Consider the following 15,860-nt stretch of genomic DNA (forward strand, 5'->3'; position numbering starts at 1 on the left):
GTCAAACGCGCTCGCGTCTGCGCAGCAGGTACGTATCCATGATCCAGCCATGGGTACGGCGCGCCTCGTCGCGCACGCGCTCGATTTCATCCATGACGTCGCGCAGTTTGCCGGCGATCAGGATTTCGTCCGGTGTGCCGACGTAGGCGCCCCAGTAGATATCGAGGTCTTCGTGCGCGAGGCGCTTGAATGAGTTCTGCGAGTCAAGCATCACGACGACGCTGTCGACGTTCTCCGGAAATCCTTCGGCGATGCCGCGGCCGTTGGTGATCTCGACCGAGCGGCCGATCAGGTTCAGCGCGATCCGGTGTTGCGCGGCGAGCGCCTGGACACTGCTGATGCCGGGTATCACCTCGTAGTCGAACGCGAGCCGCCCTTCTTCCGCGATGGCCTCGAGAATGCGCATGGTGCTGTCGTAGAGCGAGGGATCGCCCCACACCAGAAACGCGCCGACTTCGTCTTCGCGCAATTCGTCGGCAATCAGGCGCTCGAAGATCGACTGCTTGTCGCGGTTCAGTTCGTCGATCGTTGCGCGGTAGTCGGCGTCGTCACGCCGACGCTCGGGGCTGCTTGCCTCGACGATGCGGTAACGATCGTCCGTCACGAACCGTTCGATGATGAGCTTGCGCAGCGCGATCAGCTTCTCTTTCGCGACGCCTTTGTCCATCACGAAGAATACGTCGGCCTGGTTCAGCGCATGGATCGCCTGAACGGTCATGTAATCCGGATTGCCGGCGCCAATGCCGATGACCAGAATTTTTTTCATCACGCGAGTTCCTGACTGATTAGTTCGATGCTGTCCAGTTGCGCCGCGCAGATGTCCCGCACGATCCGCACGAAATCGTCGAAATACGGACGCCCTGCAATGCCTTTGGGTGCAACGGCGTATAGCTCGCTCCACAGCCCGCCTGGGCCGACGCGTTTAGCCAGGACGTAGTCGTGATCGACGTAATTCTTCACGCCCCAGTTCGGCAAGGCCGCGATGCCACGGCGGCTGGCCACCAGTTGCATGATCGCGATGGTCAACTCCGCCGTACGCCGTTCGAGCTTGATGCCGGCGGGCTCCAGCACTTCGCGGATCAGATCGATGCGCGCTTCCGGCACGGGATACGTAATCAGCGTCTCGCCTTGCAGATCGGCGGGGCCGACGCGCCGCTTGTTGCGCAAGCGGTGCTCGTTGGCGATCACCACCTGGATCTCGAAGCGAAATAGCGGTGCGATGTGCAGATTGCGCCTGGCCGCAGGCTTCGAGCCGATCACCACATCGGCTTTGCCCTCGCTCAGCAGTTTCATCGGCTCGGCATGAAAGCCCGCCACCAGATCGACTTCGACTTCCGGCCAGCGGCGCCGGAATTCATCCATGACCGGCATGAGCCAGTCGAAGCAGGTGTGACACTCCAGCACGATGCGCAGCTCGCCGCGCACGTCGCCCTTCAGTCGGACAAGGTCACGCTCCGCCGTGGCGACCGCGGCCACCGCTTCGCGCGCCAGCACGAGCAGCCGCTCGCCGGCGGCAGTGAAGCGCAGGCCCTGCCGGGTACGCTCGAACAGCGAGACCTCGTAGTGCGCTTCCATATCGCGGATTTGATGCGACAGCGCGGACTGGCTGAGATTGACGCGCTCGGCGGCCGTCACCAGTTTGTCGGACTCGGAGATCGCGATCAGCGATCGCAGATGACGCAACTCAAGCATGGCGTGTCATGCGCGGCGCGCAATCTCGGTTGTGGCCGTGGAAAAACGGGGAATGGATTTGAATATGAATGTGGCTCATACGAATTTGAAAACACGTCGCGGGATGAATCATAGCGTACGCACGGTGAAATCCCGATCGGCGGGCGGCCCTGTAAAAGCGGCATTAGCAAATAACAAATGTGGCTTTGTACCTGGACGGGGCCTCGCAGTAGGATGCACGCTTTGCCGGTCTCCTTTGCATGTCAACCACCTTTGCGCCCGCTTCGCCCGCTGTTTCGACAACCGGGCCCGCAAAGCCCGTCATCCGTTCGGCCTCTGACGTTTCAAATCTCGTCAATCAGGGTGCGGCTGCCGGCAGCGATGCCCGCATCGTCGTCGCGATCGCGCTCGGCGGCGTATTTCTCGACGCCTACGATCTCGGCGCTCTCGCTTTCGGCGTCAAAGACGTCGCCCGTGAATTTTCACTGACACCGACCGGCACCGGGCTCGTCGCATCGGCCATCACGTTCGGGGCGATTTTCGGCGCCTTCTTCGGCGGATTTCTCACCGACAAGATCGGCCGCTATCGCGTCTTCATGGCCGACATGTTTTTCTTCGTGGTGGCCGCGCTGGCCTGCGCCTTTGCGCCGAACGCGTGGGTGCTGGGTGGCGCGCGCTTCGTGATGGGACTGGGCGTAGGGATCGATCTGCCGGTTGCGATGGCCTTTCTTGCCGAGTTCTCGCGCCTCTCGGGACGCGGCAACAAGGCCGCGCGCATCGCGACGTGGTGCCCCGTGTGGTACGCGGCCATCAGCATCTCGTACCTGCTCGTGCTGGGCTTTTATTCGACGCTGCCCGCCAGTCACTCGGGTTTGCTCTGGCGTCTGATTCTGGGCTTCGGCGCGGTGCCGGCGCTCATCATCATCGCCGTGCGCAGCCGGTACATCAGCGAATCGCCGGTGTGGGCCGCCAATCAGGGCGACCTCGAAGGTGCAGCGCGCATCCTGAAGCGTTCCTATGGGATCGACGCGGAAGTGGTGCAAGACCTGCAAGCCAGCGCTGCAGGCGCGCCCGTGCGTGCGGGTTCATGGCGCAACTACGCGGCACTGCTGCACGGTGTCTATCTGAAGCGCACGGTGCTGGCCACGGTGATCGGCATCGCCTCGGCTTTCGCCTACAACGCCGTTGCGTTTGGTCTGCCGGTCATCATTTCGAGTTTCCTCAAGCAGTCGATGCTGACCACGATTCTCGCGTCGCTCGCGCTGAATCTGGGTTTCGCTTTCGTCGGCGGCGTGATTGCGGTGCGCATCGTGCCGAAGTTCGGCGCATGGAACCTGACGGTGCTCGGCTACTCTCTCCAGTTGATCGCGCTGCTGGGTCTGGCCATCGTCGGCCGGCCTTCGTCGACACCCGAGGTGGTCGCGGCCGTCGCCTTGCTTGCCGCTTTCCTGGCGGGCCAGGGCATCGGCCCCGGCTCGCACAGCATGACCTTCGCCTCGCTGAGCTATCCGACCTCGCTGCGCGGGGTGGGCGTGGGCTTCAATCAGACCTTGATGCGCGCCAGTTCGGCGGCGTCGTTGTTTCTGTTCCCGGTGCTGGCCGCCGCACTGAGCACACGCGTGTTCTGGATCATCGCGTTCGCGCCGCTGTGCGGGTTGCTGGCTTTGCTCGCGATCCGCTGGGAGCCATCCGGCTACGACGTCGACGCAGAAGATTTTCAGACCGGCGCCCAGGCGCCGGCGCGCTGACGCGGCTCGTTTTCCGACGCCGACGGCCGGCCCGGCGCTCCCCGCCGCGTCAGCGCCACGGCGTCGCCTGATACGCGCCGCCAACCCGCAAGCGCAGTTTGTGCGATCATTCTTCCTGTTCCGGGATCCCCACCTCCGCGCCAGACCGGTTTATTCCGCCGGCGCGGATACGGCTATCCCGCTTTCGCACAAGATAGCGCCCGAACCGGGCGTGTAGCACTCAATTGAACGCAGTTGCGGGATTTGCCCGCCGAGTAAAGATTACCGAGGAGAGTTCGCAGCATGGGAGTGCCAATTTCGCAGGCATGGACGGTCGCCACCTACGTCCTGAAACAGAAGCTGATGCGGCGTAGCCGATATCCGCTCGTCCTCATGCTCGAGCCGCTCATGCGCTGCAATCTGGCGTGTGCGGGCTGCGGCAAGATCCAGTACCCGGCGCATGTGCTGAAGTCGGAACTCACGCCGGAGGAATGCTTCAAGGCGGTCGAGGAATGCGGCACGCCGATGGTCGCGATTCCGGGCGGCGAGCCGCTGCTGCATCCGCAGATGCCCGAGATCGTCGCCGGTCTGGTAGCGCGCAAGAAGTACGTCTACATGTGTACGAATGCGCTGCTGCTCGCCAAGCACCTGCACCTCTTCAAGCCGAGCAAGTATCTGTCGTTCTCGGTTCACGTCGACGGCCAGCGCGAGCATCACGACTTTGCCGTGTGCCGTGAAGGCGGCTACGACATCGCAATGGAAGGCGTGCGCGCGGCAGTCGCGGCCGGCTTCCGCGTCACCACCAACACCACGTTGTTCGACGGCGCCGATCCGAACAGCGTGCGCCTGCACTTCGACGAAATGATGGAAGTGGGCGTCGAGAGCATGATGGTTTCGCCCGGCTACACGTACGACAAAGCCCCGGACCAGAAGCACTTTCTCGGCCGCGCGCGTTCGAAGAAGCTGTTCCGCGCCATCCTGTCGAACCGGAAGAAGAGCTGGCGCTTCAACGCGTCGCCCATCTTCATGGAATTCCTGATGGGCAAGAAGCATCTCACCTGCACGCCGTGGGGCATGCCGACGTACAGCATCTTCGGCTGGCAGAAGCCGTGCTATCTGCTGCAGGACGGCTACGCCGATACCTTCGACGAACTGATGGAAAGCGTGAAGTGGTCGGAATACGGCACCGAGAGCGGCAATCCGAAATGCGCGAACTGCATGGTCCACTCGGGTTATGAAGCAAGCGGCGTGAACTACACGTTCGGTTCGTTCAAGGGCATGTTCCAGACCGTCAAGGCGATGCTGTTCGACAGCTACAAGGACGAGGGCGCCACCGAGATCCTGTCCGGCTGGAAGAAGACCTCGCACGAAGTGCCGATGGTGTTCGTGCCGTCGGCGCAGCGTTCCGACGCCGCGAAGCAGGCTCGGCAGGAAGCTGCGCCGGTCGTGCAGACGGCCGCGCCGGACCAGATGGAAACCGCCGCGGGCACCGTGCACGAGAAGCTCGAAGGCTGGACGCCGGAACTGACCACCGAAGCAGAAGTGCGCGAAGCGATGGAAAAGGCCTTCGATTATCGTGGCGACGTCACGATCACTCGCAAGGACGGCTCGACGGTCGCCGGCTATCTGTATGACCGCCAATACGGCGCGGCCTTCAAGGATTGCTTCGTGCGGATCATTCCGACCGGCAAGCAGACGAAGGAAATCGTTCCGTACGCGGACATCGGAACCATTGCCTTCACCGGCAAGGACACTGCAGCGGGCAAGACCTTCGAAAACTGGGTCAAGCGCTACTGGGAAAAGAAAGCTGCAGGCGAGAAGAACATCCAGATCGAGCCGGAATATCTCGGCGATTAAACGGCTCGGGGCAACCCGCCGTCACGCAAGTGAATCACCGGCGAGCACAGAGCGCATCTGTGTTCCGCCGGCACCGAACCGGGCGCAGCAACGGCCCGGATTCGCGCAACACCCTCCTTATCTCGCGCGCCGTTTCATCCTCTCTTTTTCCTCACGCTAGTTGCCACGCCCGCCTCGATCGAGCCGCGTGATGCGATCGTCTCGCTTTCTGAAGCGCGAGTTTATCTAACTCGACTGCCCAATTAATCTGGTTTGTTGGCCACGCGCAAGATAGTTATCCTGCTTGAAGCACGGCCTATTTCGCTCTTTCTCCTTCCAACCCGGAAACCGCATGCTCAGTTATACCGGCGGCCTGGTCCTCATCGCCGCCCTGCTTCACGCGAGCTGGAACGCGCTGCTGCACGGCAATCGCGACCGGTTCCTGTCCATGACCTGGATGAGCATCGCCATCGCATCGGTCGCCACGCTCATGGTCCTCGCCACGCCACGGCCACCCGCGGCTGCGTTGCCCTACCTCGTCGCATCGGGACTCGTGCACATCGTCTACAACGTGAGCCTCGTGCGCTCCTATCGCCGCAACGATCTGGCGCAGGCGTATCCGATCGCGCGCGGGTCGTCACCGCTGCTGGTCTCGCTCGGCGCGGCGCTCTTCGCGCATGAAGCAATCGGCCCGCTCCATGCACTCGGGATCACGATGATCTCGGGCGGCATCATCGCGATTGCGTTGCAAGGGCGGCATGTCTCACGCATGGGTGTGTTGTCGGCGCTCACGACCGGCGCGACGATCGCGCTCTATACCGTGATCGACGGCATCGGCGTGCGCTTGTCCAGCGGCGAGGCGATTGCCTACACCGCGTGGATGTTCCTGTTCTATTGGCTGATGCCCGTGCTGTTCGTCGCGAAGCGCGGACTTGCCGCACTGTGGGCGCCGCTACGTGACGCGCCAGTGGTCATCGCCTCGTCGCTTGCCGGCGGGCTGGTGTCGATTGCGGCGTATGGCATCGTGATCTGGGCGATGCAATCGGGCGCGATGGGCGCGGTCTCGGCGTTGCGCGAGACCAGCGTCGTGTTCGCGGTGCTGATCGGAAGGATGTTTCTACACGAGGCGGTCAGCGCAAAGCGCTGGCTCGCGTGTGCGATCGTCGCGGGCGGGGCGGTTTGTCTGGGCCTGTGAACTCGCTGGAGCATGACCCTCAAGCCGCGAGCGAAAAGCCGCCGCCGCCACGCATTAACTCTGCTGCGCTTGCCAGCCGATGCCCAGGCTCTTCTGCAACGAGACAAAGTCTTTGAGCAACTCGGCCTGTCCCGCGACCACATTCTGCTGCGCGGTGAACTCCTGTCGCTGCGTGTCGAGCAGATCGATCAACGTGGCGACGCCCGCCGCATAACGCTGCCGCATCAACGTGGCCGAATGCGTAGCGGACGTCTCTACCTTCTGCAACGTGACGACATGTTCGCGCTGATGCCCATAGCGCGAGAGCGACGAGTTGGCGTCCTGCAGTGCGCCGAGCACGGCCTTGGTATAGCGCGCCTCGGCTTCGTCACGCGAGGCTTCTGCCGCGTGCACGCTGCCCAGCGTACGGCCGAAATCGAGCGCGTTCCATTGCAGATACGGCGCGGCGATCCAGCTGAAATTGCTCTTGCGCACGAGATGGCCCGGATCGCTCGCGCTGAAGCCGATATCTCCGAGCAAGGTCACCTTCGGGAAAAAATCCGCGATGTGTTCGCCGATCTGCGCATTGCTCGAGGCGAGCCGTCGCTCCGCTGCGCGAATATCGGGGCGCTGCTGCAACATCGTCGACGGGTCGCCGATTGCGACCGTGCCGGGCAACGCCGGCAGCGGCCGGACCGTCGCGAGTTGCTCATCCAGCGCGCCGGGCGCGCGGCCGGTCAGCACCGCGAGACTGTCGAGCGAATCGGTCAGCTGGGCGTCCAGCGGAATCAGCGTCGAACGCGTGTTTTCCACTTGCGTCGTCAAGCGCTCGACGTCGATATCCGCCGCCGTGCCGCGCTCGCGGCGCTGCTGCGTGAGCGTCAGCATTTTCTGTTCGGTCTCGGCCTGGCGCTGCGCCAGTGCAAGGCGTGCCTGCTGATCGCGCAGTTCGACGTAGACCTGTGCCACTTCGGCCGCGAGCGACACCCGCGTGTCCGCGAGATCCGCGTCGACTGCTTCCGCATCTGCCGACGCCGCTTCGACTGCGCGCCGCGTGCCGCCGAACAGATCGATTTCCCAGGTAGCGTCGAAGCCAGCCGTATAGAACTGCAACGGGCCGCCACCCGACGAGCCGAACGCGCTCGTATCAGGCTGTCGCATGCGCAGTGCCGCGGCGTCGCCGGAGACCTTGGGCAACGCGTCCGCCCGTTGCCGTTGCAATTGCGAACGCGATTCCCGCAGCCGCGCCTTCGCGGCATCGACATCGGGATTGTGGGCAAACGCGGCGTCGATGAGCTCGTTCAGTTGCGGATCGTTGAACGCGAGCCACCACTGATTCGGCGCGGGCGTCGCCGTCGTGCCGACGGCCGGCGCACGCACGAACGTGGCCGTGCTGTGCGCGTCCTGCGCAACCGGCGGCGCACCGTGATAATCCGGACCGACCGTGCAGCCCGACAAGGCGGACAGCAGCGCAACGGCGGCGAGGGCGAAACACGAGAGACGATTGGACATCATGGAAAAATTAGAGGGCATTAGTGTCCCGCGGACGAAGGCGGCGGCGCATCACGGCGCGGTGTTTTCAGAAGCAGCGCAAGCGGAATGCACACGAGCAGCGCGATGCCGAGCAGATAGAACGTTTCCGAATAGGTCATGACGATGGCCTGCTGCTGGATCTGCGCCCCGAGTTGCCCAAGCGCGCGCATCTGCGAATAAGCCATGTCGCCGGTATGCGCGAACCAGTTGGCGGCATTCGCGCTCAGGCTCTCCTGCCCGATCAGCGAATTCGCGCTGACCGACTCGCGGATCATCGCGGTATGGAACGTCGTGCGCCGGTCGATCACAGTGCCGATGATCGCCAGACCGATCGAGCCGCCGAGGTTGCGCGCCATGTTGTAGAGGCCGGCGGCGTCGCCGGAATCTTCACGCGAGACGGCGGCCATCGACGCCTGATTGAGCGGCATCATCGCGAGCATCTGGGCCGTGCCGCGTATCAGTTGCGACCACACGAAATCGTGCCCGACGCTCTGCGCCGTGAGGTCGATGTCGAGCATGCAACTGATTGCGTATAGCAGCAGCCCGGTGATCACCAGCACGCGGAAATCGAATTTGCCGAGCAGCGTGGGCAGCACCGGCATGATCAAAAACGCCGGCAGCCCGGACAACAACATGATCGCGCCGGCCTGTTCCGCGTTGTAGCCCGCCACCACGCCGAGAAACTGCGGCAACAGATACGACACGCCATACAGTGCCGCGCCGACTGCGGATACGATCACGATCACACTGGCGTAGTTCGGATTGCGCATCAGGCTCAGACGCACGATCGGCTTCCTGGCCGTGAGTTGCGAAGCCGCGATCAGGAGCATGCCAAAGAGCGACACGCAAGTGAGCGTGACGATCATCGACGACTCGAACCAGCGTTCGCGCTGACCTTCTTCGAGCACCACGGTGAGCGAACTGAGGCCGATCGCGAGGCCGATGATGCCGAGCCAATCCGCCTTGAGGAACGCCTCCCAATGCGGCCGATCCGACGGCAGGCCGACGATCAGCAAAGTCATCAGCGCGAGACAGACCGGCAGATTCATGAAGAAACACCAGCTCCAGCTGATGTTCTCCGCGAGCCAGCCGCCGACCACGGGGCCGAACAGCGGCCCAAGCAGCACCGTCAGCCCGAACAGCGTCATGCCGACGGGCATCTGCGACATCGGCAAACGCGTGCGGATAATCGTCTGCGCCGTCGGGATCATCGCGCCGCCGGCAAAGCCCTGCCCGATTCGGCCGACGATCATCATCGGCAAGGTGTGCGACCAGCCGCACATCATCGAGAACGCAATGAACAGCGCCGAGTTGGCGAGCAGGAAATTGCGCAGTCCGAACACGCGCGTGAGCCAGGCCGCGAGCGGAATCATCACGATTTCCGACATCAGGTAGCCGGTCGAGATCCACGTGCCCTCGGTGCCAGTGGCGCCAATTTCACCCTGAATCTGCGGCAATGCGGAGTTCGTGATCGAGATGTCCAGCGTCGCCATCAACGCGCCGAGCGCGCCGGCAGCCACGGCGATCCAGTCGCCGACGCTGGCGCGCTCCTCAGCATGTGGCGCGGCGGCGGGCAGGGTAGCGCCGCGCTCAGCCACGGTGGTTCTCGGCATCGATGCGCTCGTCGCGCTCACGCGCCGAACGCGTGTCGACATCCACGTTCACCGACAATCCCGGCAGCAACACACTGCGCGTCTCCGCGCCGGTGTCGATGCGAATTCGCACCGGCACGCGCTGCACGATCTTGGTGAAGTTGCCCGTCGCGTTTTCCGGCGGCAGCAGAGCGAATTGCGAGCCCGTGCCCGGCGAGAAACTGTCGATCACACCGTGCAGCGTGTGCCCAGGCAACGCGTCGACGTGCAGTTCCACCGGCTGGCCGACACGCATGCGGCCCACCTGCGTTTCCTTGAAGTTTGCCAGCAGGTAAGTGCTTTGTACCGGCACGACCGTCAGCATCCGCGTGCCGGGTTGTGCGTACTGCCCGACGCGCACGGTACGATCGCCGACCTTGCCGCCGAGCACGCTGCGCACGATGGTGTTGTCGAGATCGAGTTGCGATTGCTGGGCGCTGGCCTGTGCGGCTTCGAGTTGAGCGCGGGCCTGCGCGAGTTGCGCGTTGGCCGAGCCGATCTGCGAGCGGGCCGCGTCGACTGCCGCCGCGTTCGCGGCGAGCGTGGCATTCGCCTGATCGCGTGTGCTCGTGAGTTCCGCCAGCCGCTCACTGCTCTCGGCCCCGGTTGCAACGAGCGGCGCGTACCGCCGCACTTCGTCGCTCGCGTGCTGTGCGCTGACACGGGCCACCTGCTGCTGCGCCTGTGACTGCGCGATGTTGGACTGCTGCTGCCTGATCTCGGCCTGCGCGCGTTCGATGTCGGCCTTGCGCGCGTCGATGGTGGCCAGCGCCTGGTCGAGCGCGACCTGGTACTGTCGCGCGTCGAGATGCACCAGCGGATCGCCCGGCTTCACGAGCTGGTTGTCCGCGACGTAAACTTCCGTCACATAGCCGGCGATCTTGGGCGCGACCGTCACACTGTCGGCTTGCAGATAAGCGTCGTCGGTGCTTTCGATGAAGCGCCCCACCGTCCACCAACGCGCGAGCCAGACGCCGCCGACGATCAACGCGACGACCCCGAGTGCGATCAGCACCGTGCGCCGCGTGGGACGCCGCGTGCCGGTTGCCGGGGAATCTTCGGCGGGAATCGGGCGGGAGGGAGAGCCTGCGGTCGCTGACATGTTATTGGTCCAATTATTTCCAGTTGGCACAATTATTCCAGTCGATAAAATTGTGTCAAGTGATATATTTCTGCGGATGTAACGGAGAGAAAGGCATGAGCACCGCAAAGAAGCTGCGCCGTCCCCCGGACGGCGGCTATGCGCGCGGCGACGAAACGCGTCACCGCATCATCGAGGCGGCCGTCGAGCTATTCGGCGAACACGGCTTCGAAGGCGCGTCCACGCGCGACATCGCGGCCCGCGCCGGCGTCAATGCGCCCGCGCTGCAGTACTACTTCGAGAACAAGGAAGGGGTCTATCGGGCGTGTGTCGAAGCGATGGCCGACGACGCCTGGACGAGCTTCGCGCCGGCCGTTGCCCACGCGCACCAGGCACTGCGTGAGAACGCCGACAGCACCGTGTTGATCGATGCGTTCATCCGCATTCAGGAAGCCATGGCGGACCGCACCTTCGAGAAAGCGAATCAGCCAGGCCGGCGGCTTTTCTTCGCGCGCGAACAGGCAGGATACGAACCGGAAAGCGCGACGCAAATCCTGGCCAGCCGCATCCGCGACCCGTTGAACAATGTGAGCTCGGCGCTAGTCGGGCGAATTTCCGGCCGCGCGGCGGATGATCCGATCACGTTGATCCGCACCTTCAGCCTGCATGGGCAACTGATGATTTTTCACGTCGCGCATCGCTCGACGCTGTCGGCGTTCGGCTGGACGTCGATCGATGCGAAGAACGCCGAGTTGCTCAAGTCGACCGTCGGGGAGCAGACGCGTACGTTGCTCGAGCACTGGAGTCGCGAGCATGATGCGAGGGGCGTCGAGGACGTTCGGACCAAGGGCAAAGGGAAGACACGCCAGCCGGGATAAGTGCGTTGCGATAGCGATAACGGGTCACTGCGTCTTTATGCAGGAGACTTTAGCGAGAACCGCGTTGCGCACGCAGCACGCCGGGCGTAGCCTGTCGATTTGGAGCGTGCCATGCGCAAAGCGCTACTGGCGATTTCCGCCATCCTGGCGGGTGTCGGTGCAACGAGCCCGGCGCTCGCCGACGTCGCTTCCGACAAGGCGGCCATCACCGCCAGACTGCAGCGCTGGACCGAAGCCTTCAACACGCGCGACGCGACGGGCGTCTGCGATATCTTCGCACCCGATCTGGTGTCTACCGTTCCCGAAGCGCTCGATGGCAGCCACGATGCCATCTGTTCGAGGCTCTCGATCCTGCTGAAAAAGCCGGAACTGCAATTGCACTACGACCGGCCGGATATTCGCGAGATCATCGTTTCCGGCGATATCGCCGTCGTCCGGCTGTTCTGGACGCTCACGGCCCGCAAAGGCGCCACACAGAGCATGGACACCGAAGCGGGTATGGACATTTTCCAGCGGCAGCCGGATGGCCGATGGTCCATCGCCCGCTTCATCTCATTCGGCACGATGCCGAACAAGGTGCTGCAGTAAGCGCCAACGATGGACCCAACTAGGCAAATCGGGAGTCGCGGGCTGCGATCATGCCTGTGTCGTCCGCCGTATCGCGCGGCCCCGTGACACCGAAGTGCCGAGCCAACGTATCGACGACGTTTTCCGCCATGCCACGACGGGTTTCTTCCGTCGCCGAACCGATATGCGGCGTGAGCACCACGCGTTCGTCTTCGATGAGCGCGGCCGGCACCTCCGGTTCATACTCGAACACATCGAGCGCGGCGCCCGCCAGACCGTTAGCGGCCAGGGCCGCGATCAACGCCGTTTCGTCGACCACGGGACCGCGCGCGATATTCACGAGGAAGCCGCGCGGGCCGAGCGCCTCGATCACTTTCGCGTTCACCAGATGATGCGTGGCCGCAGACAGCGGACAGGTCAGAATCAACATATCGCAATCCGCCGCCAGGCGGACCACGTCGTCGTAGTACGGGAATTCGACGGGCTTGCGCGTCGGGCCAAAATACGCGATGCGCGAGCCGAACGCCTGCAGACGTCGCGCAATCGCCGAGCCGATCGCGCCCAGGCCGACAATCCCCACCTTCATGCGCGAGATCGAACGGCCGAGCGAATACTGTCCGTGCTCCGGCCATTTGCCCGCACGCACATACGCATCTGCGTTCACCAGATCGCGCGTGACGGCGAGCGCGAGGCCAATCGCGGTGTTGGCCACGTCCTCGGCCAGTACCTGCGACGAATTTTCGATCACGATACCGCGCGCCTTGACCGCCGGCACGTCGACGTTGTCGAGGCCGGCGCTGTAGCTCGAAATGATTTCCAGCGCGGGCAACGCGTCGAGAAAAGCCGCGTCGATTTTCGTCTTGCGCAGCGCGATGCCGCGAACGGCCGGGCCGTGCTCTTTCAGGAACGCCGCAACGGCGGCGGGATCGTCGGGTAAGTCGAGCACCGTAAAGAGCGCGCGCAATTCCGCGTTGGTCCATTCCGGCAAGTCGGCCGCCTGGAGAATGATCGGCTTTTGCATAACGAGTGTTGGGTTCATCCAGTTAATCGATTCGAGTCCGGCACTGTATCGTTCACGCCATTTTGACGCGCTCGATCTTACCCATGAACAGCAGATAGATCACGGCGGCCACCAGACAGTGTGCAGCGACAAAATAAAGTCCGGCCGTATAGCCGCCCGTCGCCTGAACAATGTAGCCAAACACAATCGGCGTGACGATCCCGCCGATATTGCCCACGCAATTGAAGATCGCGCCGGCCAGGCCCACGGCTTCGCGCGGCGCCGTATCGCAGACGATGGCCCACGTGCCCGCACCGGCCGCGGCGCCCTTGCCGAAGAACGCGATCGTCATCAGCAGCACGATCACCGTGTTGCTTTCGGTGAAGGCGGAAAAAATCAGGCAGCAGCCGACCGCCATGCCGACGATATACGGCGTCTTGCGCGCCCACGACACGCTCCAGCCGCGTCGGATCAGCCAATCCGAAATCACACCGCCCGCGATACCCCCCACGAAGCCGGCGATGGCCGGCACCATGGTCGCGAGTCCCGCCTCCATGATGTTCATGCCGCGTGCCTGAACCAGATAGATCGGAAACCAGGTGATGAAAAAATAGCTCAATGCAATCACGCAGTACTGGCCGATATACGAACACCACAGCATCCGGTTGCTCAACAGCACGCGCAACGCCTGCCCCGACACAGCCGGGCGCGACGAGCGCTCCTGGGTCGAGTCGATATCGACCATCGCGCCGCCCGCCACCATGTGATCCAGTTCGGCTTGCGACACCCGCGGATGTCTGCGCGGCTCGTGCATGACCCGCACCCACACGCCTGCCGAGGCGATACCGATCAGCCCGAGCGCAAAAAACGGCGCGGGCCAGCCGAACTTCGCCGTGAGCCAGCCCGCGAGTGGCGAGAAGATCGCCACCGCGAAGTACGAGGCCGACGCGAACAACGAGGTCGCGAGCCCACGCTCGTCTTTCGGGAACCACATGACGGTCACGCGGCTATTGGCCGGAAAACTCGGCGCTTCGATGAAACCGAGCGCGAAGCGCAATGCAAAGAGCAGACCCAGCGCGATCGATACATCCGACGTGATCTTGCCGACGAAACCCACCAGGATCGTCGCGACGGACCACATCACGAGTGTGGCGCCGTACACCGCTTTGGTGCCCAGACGATCGAGCAGCAAGCCGCCGGGTATCTGGCCGATCACATAGGCCCAACTGAAAGCCGACAGCACATAGCCGAGTTGAATGTGATTCAGGCTGAACTCTTTCGCAATACCTGGCCCTGCAATCGACAGGATCGCGCGGTCCGCGTAGGCCACCGTCGCCAGCAGCAGAATCGTCGCGAGAATGGTGAAGCGTGTACGTGTCAGGCGGCTTGAATCCGTCGCTGCGTACGGAGCTGTCCTTTCGGAAAACATCGATGTCTCCTCCTCGTATGTCTCGCCTGCTGGCGGCATGGCAAGTGTCGCGTGCCGCCGCTGACTTGCAGGTGGGTGATGTGCTTTAGAGTTGTCGTATGTTCTGCATTAGACTCACGCAATCAGTGAGCGTCAACCTTGATTGGGATAATCAACGTGAAGATCTGGATCACCCAGGAGGAGGCCTGTGAAGCGCTGGGCGTGCGCAAGCAAACGCTCTATGCCTATGTGAGCCGCGGACAGATCGAAGTGCGCTGGGACCCCGACCATGCCAGCCGCAAGCTGTACCGTGAATCGGATGTCGCCGCGCTCGTGAAGAAACGCGGGCTCGGACGCGCTCACAAGAGCATCGCAGCAAGCACGATGGCGTGGGGCGAACCGATCATCGACACGCGCATTTCCACGATCGTCCGTGGGCAGCTTTTTTATCGCGGCAAGGACGTGCTCGGGCTGGCCGATCACCTGTCGCTGGAAGACGTCGCGCAACTCCTGTGGGACGCGGCGGAATTGCCTCGTTTTCCGGTATTCGAGCCGGTGCTGAATTCGGGTCCGCTGCGCGCCCGCGCCTACGCCGCGATGGGACTTGCCGCTGCAGAAGGCGATGCGGCCCGCACGCTCGATGTCGATAGCATGATCGAGGAGTCGGCGAGGCTGGTAGGCAGGCTGGCTAGCAGTTTTGTCGCGCTCGCCAGTGACGAGGGACCGCTCCATTGGCGCATTGCCCGCGCCTGGCAGTGTGAGCCACAAGCCGACTTGCTGCGCCGCGCGCTCGTCCTCCTCGCCGATCAGGAGTTGACCAGTTCGGCCTTTGCGGCACGCGTCGCCGCTTCGACGGGTGCCTCGCTGGGCGCGTGCGCGCTGGCGGGACTGGCCACCTTGTCGGGACCGCTGCACGGCGATGCGACGGCGCGGGTTCAGGCGTTGATGGACGATGCGCAGCAATCCGGCGTCGAGGCGACAGTCGAACGCTGGCGCTTGGGTGGCAACGCGTTGCCCGGCTTCGGACACGAGCTCTATCCCCAGGGCGACCCACGCGCGGCCAACCTGCTGGCCGCCTTCGAGCCCGCCAGACGAACCCGTCAGTTGATCGATCATGTCGAACGCGAAACCGGCCTGAAGCCATCCATCGATATCGCGCTGACCGCCCTTGCGGAACTCTGCCATTTGCCTGATGGCGCAGCCTTCTCGCTGTTCGCGATCGGCCGCAGTGTCGGCTGGATGGCGCACTCCATCGAGCAATCGGCCACGCGCAGTCTGCTGCGGCCTCGGGCGAATTACGTCGGGCCCGCGATCGGTGACATAAAAAACGAAGCGGACTAACGCGGCGCGGCGC

13 protein-coding genes are annotated in these 15,860 nt (G+C 63.6%); 6 read left to right on the forward strand and 7 right to left on the reverse strand.

Features of this window, described 5'->3' with window-relative positions:
• Nucleotide 1: 1 nt before the first annotated feature.
• Complete coding sequence (cobF, locus tag FQ705_RS32855) at nt 2–766, reverse strand: precorrin-6A synthase (deacetylating) (protein WP_144149062.1); 765 nt, start codon at nt 764–766, stop codon at nt 2–4.
• On the reverse strand, nt 766–1,692 hold the full coding sequence (locus FQ705_RS32860) for a LysR family transcriptional regulator (protein WP_144149064.1): 927 nt from the start codon (nt 1,690–1,692) through the stop codon (nt 766–768). Before FQ705_RS32860 ends, cobF begins: the two co-directional genes overlap by 1 nt.
• Before the next feature lie 239 nt (nt 1,693–1,931).
• On the opposite strand from FQ705_RS32860, the gene FQ705_RS32865 reads away from it, so the two are divergent.
• The 3 genes from FQ705_RS32865 to FQ705_RS32875 all read left to right on the forward strand — a co-directional run bounded on the left by FQ705_RS32865 (nt 1,932) and on the right by FQ705_RS32875 (nt 6,429).
• Nucleotides 1,932–3,419 (forward strand): MFS transporter, encoded by a 1,488-nt coding sequence (locus tag FQ705_RS32865; protein ID WP_144149066.1) that lies wholly within the window; start codon nt 1,932–1,934, stop codon nt 3,417–3,419.
• Nucleotides 3,420–3,701: 282 nt separating this feature from the next.
• On the forward strand, nt 3,702–5,255 hold the full coding sequence (gene hpnH, locus FQ705_RS32870) for an adenosyl-hopene transferase HpnH (protein ID WP_222105689.1): 1,554 nt from the start codon (nt 3,702–3,704) through the stop codon (nt 5,253–5,255).
• Between the two features lie 331 nt (nt 5,256–5,586).
• Nucleotides 5,587–6,429: a DMT family transporter gene (locus FQ705_RS32875; protein ID WP_144149068.1), complete on the forward strand. Its 843-nt coding sequence runs from the start codon at nt 5,587–5,589 to the stop codon at nt 6,427–6,429.
• A 54-nt stretch (nt 6,430–6,483) separates the two neighbouring features.
• Here the strand turns inward: FQ705_RS32875 and FQ705_RS32880 are convergent, their stop codons facing one another.
• From FQ705_RS32880 to FQ705_RS32890, 3 genes are read right to left on the reverse strand one after another with little or no spacing between them, the layout of a single operon-like run.
• Complete coding sequence (locus FQ705_RS32880) at nt 6,484–7,923, reverse strand: efflux transporter outer membrane subunit (protein WP_144149070.1); 1,440 nt, start codon at nt 7,921–7,923, stop codon at nt 6,484–6,486.
• Between the two features lie 17 nt (nt 7,924–7,940).
• Complete coding sequence (locus FQ705_RS32885) at nt 7,941–9,539, reverse strand: MDR family MFS transporter (protein ID WP_144149439.1); 1,599 nt, start codon at nt 9,537–9,539, stop codon at nt 7,941–7,943.
• Nucleotides 9,532–10,674 (reverse strand): HlyD family secretion protein, encoded by a 1,143-nt coding sequence (locus FQ705_RS32890; RefSeq protein WP_144149072.1) that lies wholly within the window; start codon nt 10,672–10,674, stop codon nt 9,532–9,534. The genes FQ705_RS32885 and FQ705_RS32890 overlap by 8 nt, the downstream gene beginning before the upstream one ends.
• A gap of 95 nt (nt 10,675–10,769) precedes the next feature.
• On the opposite strand from FQ705_RS32890, the gene FQ705_RS32895 reads away from it, so the two are divergent.
• Both FQ705_RS32895 and FQ705_RS32900 read left to right on the forward strand, forming a co-directional pair.
• A complete protein-coding gene (locus FQ705_RS32895; RefSeq protein ID WP_144149074.1) occupies nt 10,770–11,531 on the forward strand; it encodes a CerR family C-terminal domain-containing protein in 762 nt (253 codons plus the stop codon).
• A 111-nt stretch (nt 11,532–11,642) separates the two neighbouring features.
• The gene (locus FQ705_RS32900) at nt 11,643–12,119 is read left to right on the forward strand and encodes a YybH family protein (RefSeq protein ID WP_144149076.1); all 477 of its coding nucleotides are present in this window, start codon (nt 11,643–11,645) and stop codon (nt 12,117–12,119) included.
• 19 nt (nt 12,120–12,138) lie between these two features.
• On the opposite strand, the gene FQ705_RS32905 is transcribed toward FQ705_RS32900, so the two are convergent.
• Together FQ705_RS32905 and FQ705_RS32910 are read right to left on the reverse strand one after the other, a co-directional pair.
• Nucleotides 12,139–13,137, reverse strand: a complete 999-nt coding sequence (locus FQ705_RS32905) for a 2-hydroxyacid dehydrogenase (protein ID WP_260854699.1) — start codon at nt 13,135–13,137, stop codon at nt 12,139–12,141.
• Between the two features lie 34 nt (nt 13,138–13,171).
• Nucleotides 13,172–14,527 (reverse strand): MFS transporter, encoded by a 1,356-nt coding sequence (locus tag FQ705_RS32910; protein ID WP_144149078.1) that lies wholly within the window; start codon nt 14,525–14,527, stop codon nt 13,172–13,174.
• 156 nt (nt 14,528–14,683) lie between these two features.
• Here FQ705_RS32910 and FQ705_RS32915 point away from each other — a divergent pair, with 156 nt between their 5' ends.
• Nucleotides 14,684–15,847 (forward strand): citrate synthase family protein, encoded by a 1,164-nt coding sequence (locus FQ705_RS32915; RefSeq protein WP_260854700.1) that lies wholly within the window; start codon nt 14,684–14,686, stop codon nt 15,845–15,847.
• The last annotated feature ends 13 nt before the right edge of the window (nt 15,848–15,860 follow it).

Source organism: Paraburkholderia sp. BCC1884, from assembly GCF_900996225.1.
GTDB lineage: Bacteria > Pseudomonadota > Gammaproteobacteria > Burkholderiales > Burkholderiaceae > Paraburkholderia.

Excerpts from the sequence above, each read along its gene's own strand:
- cobF (WP_144149062.1), bottom strand. The coding sequence starts at position 766 with ATGAAAAAAATTCTGGTCATCGGCATTGGCGCCGGCAATCCGGATTAC.
- FQ705_RS32860 (WP_144149064.1), bottom strand. The coding sequence starts at position 1,692 with ATGCTTGAGTTGCGTCATCTGCGATCGCTGATCGCGATCTCCGAGTCC.
- FQ705_RS32865 (WP_144149066.1), top strand. The coding sequence starts at position 1,932 with ATGTCAACCACCTTTGCGCCCGCTTCGCCCGCTGTTTCGACAACCGGG.
- hpnH (WP_222105689.1), top strand. The coding sequence starts at position 3,702 with ATGGGAGTGCCAATTTCGCAGGCATGGACGGTCGCCACCTACGTCCTG.
- FQ705_RS32875 (WP_144149068.1), top strand. The coding sequence starts at position 5,587 with ATGCTCAGTTATACCGGCGGCCTGGTCCTCATCGCCGCCCTGCTTCAC.
- FQ705_RS32880 (WP_144149070.1), bottom strand. The coding sequence starts at position 7,923 with ATGATGTCCAATCGTCTCTCGTGTTTCGCCCTCGCCGCCGTTGCGCTG.
- FQ705_RS32890 (WP_144149072.1), bottom strand. The coding sequence starts at position 10,674 with ATGTCAGCGACCGCAGGCTCTCCCTCCCGCCCGATTCCCGCCGAAGAT.
- FQ705_RS32895 (WP_144149074.1), top strand. The coding sequence starts at position 10,770 with ATGAGCACCGCAAAGAAGCTGCGCCGTCCCCCGGACGGCGGCTATGCG.
- FQ705_RS32900 (WP_144149076.1), top strand. The coding sequence starts at position 11,643 with ATGCGCAAAGCGCTACTGGCGATTTCCGCCATCCTGGCGGGTGTCGGT.
- FQ705_RS32905 (WP_260854699.1), bottom strand. The coding sequence starts at position 13,137 with ATGAACCCAACACTCGTTATGCAAAAGCCGATCATTCTCCAGGCGGCC.
- FQ705_RS32910 (WP_144149078.1), bottom strand. The coding sequence starts at position 14,527 with ATGTTTTCCGAAAGGACAGCTCCGTACGCAGCGACGGATTCAAGCCGC.